Origin of the sequence: Mycobacterium sp. (assembly GCF_052144515.1) — a bacterium.
GTDB lineage: Bacteria > Actinomycetota > Actinomycetes > Mycobacteriales > Mycobacteriaceae > Mycobacterium.
In genome coordinates this window covers 1-5,770 of the sequence record NZ_JBKQQD010000042.1, presented here as the reverse complement: position 1 = coordinate 5,770, position 5,770 = coordinate 1, and the positions used below count along the sequence as shown (strand labels likewise).

Below are 5,770 nucleotides of genomic sequence, written 5' to 3'. Positions count from 1 at the left end.
CCCAGCGCGTCGGCCGCCAGCCCGATCAGTGCGTCGGCGCAAGCCTCGGGGTCGGTGCCGGCCAGCGCCAGCGCGCGGCCGTCCCACCCTCGCGCCAGCGTGTGCCAGCCGAGCTGACGCAGCAGCGAGCCCTGCGTGCTGTGCGCCAGCGAGACCAGCCGCGGGGCCGCGGGGGCGCGCCGCAGCGCCGCCAAATCGCCATAGGCGGTGCCATAGCGACCCTGCCCACCGGACGCAACGGCCCGCAGCCAGAGTTGGTGCGGCGTGCTCGCCGCGGGCAGCGGCCAGGTGCCGGGTTCGTTTCCGAATGCGGCCGTGGCCAGTGTTCGTTGAATCGCCGAATTGTGGGGAGTTTCACTCACGTTGATGGCGGGGGTTTCATTAGTAAAAAGTCTGTGCTCTCTGCGTTACCGGGATATTACCCAGGGCGGCCGAACCGTATTTGCGACTATCCGGCCAAACGCCTCTGAACTGCGGGATCTCGGCATCGATCGGCTCCCGGTTAGCATGCTTCGAGTTTCGGAACCGCGCCACAGATGAACGCGGAGTTAATTCTCTTGCAACGCTTGGGTATTCGGCCCAAGAACGGAGCTGTTGACGGTTTTTTGGTAGCCCCCCTAACGTCTATCGTGACGGGTAGTCATCGGTGACGCAAACCCCATTAAGTTGCACACTCGCGCAGCCGCGACCTGAACTCCGTTTGAGCGTGCAGTGCAGAGAGGGAAGAAGCCATGCCACAGCCGGAACAGCTACCTGGACCCAATGCCGACATCTGGAACTGGCAATTGCAGGGCCTGTGCCGCGGCGTCGATTCGTCGATGTTCTTTCATCCCGACGGCGAGCGCGGCCGGGCCCGCATGCAACGCGAACAGCGCGCCAAGGAGATGTGCCGGCGTTGCCCGGTGATCGAGGAGTGCCGTTCCCACGCGTTGGGGGTCGGCGAACCCTACGGCGTATGGGGCGGCCTGTCCGAGTCGGAGCGCGATCTGCTCCTCAAGAGCGACATCGGCCGGGCACGCGGCATCCGCCGCTCCGCCTAGCTCCGCGGGGGGTTGTCACCCTTATCACCGTTAGTCGTCGACGATCGCGGTGACTTGAATCTCGACCCGCATCCGGGGATTGGCAAGGGCGGCGACGCCGATGCACGTCCAACTGCGGAGCGCGTACTCATGCGTCGGCGGAACTGGTCGGCGATGGCGGCCAGGTGGTCCTGTCCGATCGCGCCGTCGGCCTCGGGCAGGTGGTAGGAGTGGACGCCGACCACGTGGCGCCATGCTGCTCCGGCAGTGGGCCCCTCAGCGACGCCGACGAGACGAACCTGGGCACACCACCGCCACTGCGATCACACACACCGCTGAACCGGTGTGAATGTGGGGACATTTGAGGTCGAGCGAAACGCCGGCTCCAAACGCGCTGGACGGCTGGACGTGGAATGCATCGTCGTCGACCCAGGTCAGCGAGCGGGCCGGGCGCGATAGCGACGTACCCACACGTCCGGTCTTCGCCATCGCCACCCGCATGCCTTTAGCTGCCGGTGAAGCTCGGCGCCGTCAACCCGGCGATCTCCACGACGGACTGCGGATACCGTTCGGCGGTGAACGCGACGTAGGAATACACCTGCAATGCCACCGTGAGTCCTTGGGCCGGCGTTTGCGGCAAAACACATGCCCCAATACCCGTCTCCCACAACATCAGGTCGCTCATTTTGGCGATGTAGATCGGGTCCTGATCTGTGCCCGCACCGAAGTTGATCGGGATGTTCGGGTCGGTCACCACCGGCACCCCCAGCATCAGTGCAGTTCAGGGCTCCGCACAGTATCAGTGAGGAGAACCGCACAGTGAATGTGCAGTTCACCGCGGACCCGACGCACCGGTGACGAGCACATGCCGGTCGGTGAGATCAACCTTGATCGTCATGGCTGCGTCACTCGGATGGTGCCCCATTTCGGGTGGTGCGTCGGCCGAACTTCACTGCTAGCGGCGCGGACGCACCGCCAGGAAGAATCCAAGCTCAGCCCCGCAGTAAGTCGACTCTGGTCGATCTGGCGGCGTTAGATGTCGGCTAGTGGAACCCGCCAGCGCACCTCGGTGCCGCCTGCGGGTGGTGAATCGAGGTGGCAGTGGCCGCCGAGTTGTTGGGCGCGTGAGGCCATGTTGGCCAGGCCGCTGCGGAGCTGATTGTCGGCGCTGATACCGCAGCCGTCGTCGGTGATGGTGATGTCCAGCTCGTCGGCGACGGTCACCTCAACCGTCAACTGTGTTGCGCCGGAGTGCCGGACGGTGTTGCTGACCGCTTCGAGGATGACCGACTCGGCGTGTGTGCCCAGGCCGTCGCCGATCACGCTCGTTGGTCCCGATATCTGCACTGTGGTGACGATGTCGTGGTGATTTGTCAGGTCGGCGACCGCGGCTTGGACCCGTTGCCGAAAGCCGGCCGCGTGTCCCGGCCCGGATTGCAAGTCGAAGATGGCGGTGCGGATTTCCTCGATCGTGGTCTGCAGGTCGCTGACCGTGCGGTTCAGCCGGTCGGTGATCACGCCCGGCCGTGACCGGGCGATGGTGCCCTGCAGGTCCATGCCCGCGGCGAAGAGCCGTTGGATGACGTGGTCGTGCAGATCGTGGGCGATCCGGTCGCGGTCGGCCAGCACGCTCAACTCACGGGCCTGCTCACGGGCGGTGGCCAGGGTGAGTGCCACCGCGGCATGGTCGGCGAAGTCGCTGAGCGAATCCAGATGTCTCGCGTCAAACGGGAGATGGTCGCTGTTGCGGACGACGACGATCACGCCGAGAACGCGGTGGTCAGCACGTAAAGGCATCACGATCGCGGGCCGCTGCCCGACGTCGGTGAACGCCTGGATCGGGTGGTGAAACGTTTCGGTGATCAGTGGAGTGCCGGAACGGAAGACGACGCCGGTGGTGGAGTCGTCGACCGGTACTCGTTGGCCCAGCACCTGCTCGGCGTGCACGCCCGCCGCGGTGGACACGACCAGGGTGTCCACCTCGTCGACGGGCAGGTCGGCGTCGACGGGAACCAGGACGATGGCCTGCTCGGCTCCTGCCAGCGCACACACACACGGTCGGCGATCAGTTGCAGCGGCCGGTGGCGCAGGTCGGTTCCGGACAGCATCGCGGTGGTGATCTCCCGGCTGGCTTCGGTCCACTCCGCGGTGGAGCGGGCATGGTCGAACAGTCGCGCGTTGTCGATGGCGACCGCCGCCGCCGAAGCCAACGCGCGCGCCGCGTTCTCGTCGGCTTCGCTGAACGCCGGTCGTTTTGTCGGTTCGGTGAGGTAGAGGCTGCCGAACATGGTCTGGCGAACCGTGATCGGCACCCCAGCAGGGCCCCCATCGGGGGGTGGTGGTCGGGAAATCCGACCGCGGCCGGATGCGCGGCCAGATCGTCGAGCCGCAGCGACTCTGGTTGGTTGAGCAAGGCACCCAGGATGCTTTTGCCGACCGGAAGGCGCCCGATCTGCCTCACGGTCGTGTCGTCCATTCCCGCGTGCAGGAACGAGATCAGGGTCCCGTCGGGACCGCGTCACCTCGAGGCAATCCTCAACGGCATGTTCTCGTGCTGCTCGGCCTGCTCTGGCCGCACGTCGATTTGCCACACGCGTTAGGGATTACCGCGGTGGGGCTGATCGTGTACTCCGGCTACGCGAAAGCGCCCCGGCCAGATGACCGGGGCGCTTCGTTTCACTGTTAGTGATGGTGGCCGTGGCCGTGGTCGTGCTCGTCTGCGTCAGCAGGCTTCTCGACAATTGCCGTCTCGGTGGTGAGCACCATCCGGGCCACCGACGCCGCGTTGAGCACCGCTGACCTGGTGACCTTGACCGGGTCGACGATGCCGTCGGCGGCCAGGTCCCCGTAGTCGAGGGTGTTCGCGTTCAGTCCGTGCCCGGCCGGCAGCTCGCCGACCTTGTTGACCACGACCGAGCCGTCCAGCCCCGCGTTGGTGGCGATCCAGTACAGCGGAGCGGCCAGGGCCTGCGCGAACACGTCGACGCCCGCCGCCTCGTCGCCGGTCAGCGACGCACGCAGCTCCTTGAGCCCCTTGCCGGCCTGGATGAGCGCCGAGCCGCCGCCCGGGACGATGCCCTCCTCGACTGCCGCCTTAGCGGCCGCGACGGCATCCTCGACGCTTTCCTTGCGCTCCTTGAGCGCGGTCTCGGTAGCGGCTCCCACCTTGATGACGGCCACCCCGCCGGCCAGCTTGGCCACCCGCTCCTGCAGCTTCTCGCGATCCCATTCCGAGTCGCTGGCCTCGATCTCGGCGCGCAGCTGCTTGACCCGGTTAGCGACCGCGTCCTTCGAGCCGCCGCCGTCGACGATGATGGTGTCGTCCCTGTTGACCACCACGCGCCTGGCCGTGCCCAGCACGTCCAGACCGACCTCGCGCAACACCAGGCCGACGTCGGGGTTGACCACCTGCCCGCCGGTGACGATCGCCAGGTCCTCGAGGAACGCCTTGCGCCGGTCCCCGAAGAACGGCGACTTGACCGCAACCGCTTTCAGCGTCTTCCGGATGGAGTTGACGACCAGGGTCGCCAGCGGCTCACCCTCGACGTCTTCGGCGATGATCACCAGCGGCTTGCCCGCTTCGGCGACCTTCTCCAGCAGCGGCAGCAGGTCGGGCAGCGAGCTGATCTTCTCTTGGTGCAGCAGGATCAGCGGGTCATCGAGGACGGCCTCCTGGGAGTCGAAGTCGGTCACGAAGTAGGCCGACAGGAAGCCCTTGTCGAACCCGACACCCTCGGTGAACTCCAGCTCGGTGCTCAGCGTGGAGGATTCCTCGACGCTGACCACGCCATCGGCTCCGACCTTGCTCATCGCCTCGCCGACGAGCTCACCGATCTGCTCGTCACGGGAAGACACGGTCGCCACCTGCGCGATGCCGTCCTTGCCGGACACCGGCGTGGCCGACGCCAGCAGCGCCTCGGACACCGCGTCGGCGGCCTTGGCGATTCCCGAGCCCAGGGCGATCGGGTTGATGCCGGCCGCGACCAGTCGCAGGCCGCCTTTGATCAGCGCTTGCGCCAGCACGGTCGCAGTGGTGGTGCCATCGCCGGCGACGTCGTTGGTCTTGGTGGCCACCGACTTCACCAGCTGGGCCCCCAGGTTCTCGAACGGGTCCTCCAGCTCGATCTCACGCGCGACGGTGACTCCGTCGTTGGTGACCGTGGGGCCGCCGAATGCCTTGGCCAGCACCACATGCCGGCCGCGCGGGCCCAGAGTCACCCGGACCGTGTCGGCGAGCTTGTTCACGCCCGCCTCGATGGCGCGGCGCGCGGTTTCGTCGTACTCAATCAGTTTGCTCATCAGGCTCCTTTTTCGCCCGGCGACGATGCACGCCGAGCAGTGGCGTGCTGAGGAGCCGGGCAGTTCGACTAACGCATGCCGCCCCGGAAATCACCCGCGAGGAAACACGGGGATCGCCGGGGCGGAACACGACCTCTTACTTGGATACGACGGCCAGCACGTCGCGTGCCGACAGGATCAGGTATTCCTCGCCGTTGTACTTGATCTCGGTGCCGCCGTACTTGCTGTAGATGACGGTGTCACCTTCCGACACGTCCACGGGGATGCGCTTCGCGCCATCCTCGTCCCACCGGCCGGGGCCGACTGCGACGACGGTGCCCTCCTGCGGCTTCTCCTTGGCGGTGTCAGGAATGACCAGACCGGACGCGGTCGTGGTCTCGGCCTCGTTGGCCTGCACGAGAATCTTGTCCTCGAGTGGCTTGATGTTCACCTTCGCCACGATTGGAGCCCTC

General features: G+C 66.5%; 5 protein-coding genes and 3 pseudogenes. 2 read left to right on the top strand and 6 right to left on the bottom strand.

All coding sequences use genetic code 11. The annotated features are described in order from the left end of the window. Positions 1 to 362: pseudogene (locus tag ACLP9N_RS02145) on the bottom strand (hypothetical protein); the annotation flags it as partial. A 369-nt stretch (positions 363 to 731) separates the two neighbouring features. Between ACLP9N_RS02145 and ACLP9N_RS02140 the strand changes: the two are divergent. Beyond that, the gene (locus ACLP9N_RS02140; protein WP_442405852.1) at positions 732 to 1,040 is read left to right on the top strand and encodes a WhiB family transcriptional regulator; all 309 of its coding nucleotides are present in this window, start codon (positions 732 to 734) and stop codon (positions 1,038 to 1,040) included. 484 nt (positions 1,041 to 1,524) lie between these two features. Here ACLP9N_RS02140 and ACLP9N_RS02135 read toward each other — a convergent pair whose 3' ends face one another. The 3 genes and pseudogenes from ACLP9N_RS02135 to ACLP9N_RS02125 form a co-directional block, all read right to left on the bottom strand. Continuing rightward, on the bottom strand, positions 1,525 to 1,791 hold the full coding sequence (locus ACLP9N_RS02135; RefSeq protein WP_442405851.1) for a DNA primase: 267 nt from the start codon (positions 1,789 to 1,791) through the stop codon (positions 1,525 to 1,527). A 260-nt stretch (positions 1,792 to 2,051) separates the two neighbouring features. Further along, positions 2,052 to 3,071 carry a sensor histidine kinase gene (locus ACLP9N_RS02130; RefSeq protein ID WP_442405850.1) on the bottom strand — a complete coding sequence of 340 codons (1,020 nt, stop codon included), beginning with the start codon at positions 3,069 to 3,071 and terminating at the stop codon, positions 2,052 to 2,054. 191 nt (positions 3,072 to 3,262) lie between these two features. Continuing rightward, positions 3,263 to 3,307: pseudogene (locus ACLP9N_RS02125) on the bottom strand (hypothetical protein); the annotation flags it as partial. Between the two features lie 135 nt (positions 3,308 to 3,442). Here ACLP9N_RS02125 and ACLP9N_RS02120 point away from each other — a divergent pair. After that, positions 3,443 to 3,660: pseudogene (locus ACLP9N_RS02120) on the top strand (hypothetical protein); the annotation flags it as partial. A 41-nt stretch (positions 3,661 to 3,701) separates the two neighbouring features. Here ACLP9N_RS02120 and groL read toward each other — a convergent pair. Further along, a complete protein-coding gene (gene groL, locus ACLP9N_RS02115; RefSeq protein ID WP_442405849.1) occupies positions 3,702 to 5,318 on the bottom strand; it encodes a chaperonin GroEL in 1,617 nt (538 codons plus the stop codon). Between the two features lie 136 nt (positions 5,319 to 5,454). Next, positions 5,455 to 5,757: a co-chaperone GroES gene (groES, locus tag ACLP9N_RS02110; protein WP_096444091.1), complete on the bottom strand. Its 303-nt coding sequence runs from the start codon at positions 5,755 to 5,757 to the stop codon at positions 5,455 to 5,457. Positions 5,758 to 5,770 lie beyond the last annotated feature (13 nt).

Excerpts from the sequence above, each read along its gene's own strand:
- ACLP9N_RS02140 (WP_442405852.1), top strand. The coding sequence starts at position 732 with ATGCCACAGCCGGAACAGCTACCTGGACCCAATGCCGACATCTGGAAC.
- ACLP9N_RS02135 (WP_442405851.1), bottom strand. The coding sequence starts at position 1,791 with ATGCTGGGGGTGCCGGTGGTGACCGACCCGAACATCCCGATCAACTTC.
- groL (WP_442405849.1), bottom strand. The coding sequence starts at position 5,318 with ATGAGCAAACTGATTGAGTACGACGAAACCGCGCGCCGCGCCATCGAG.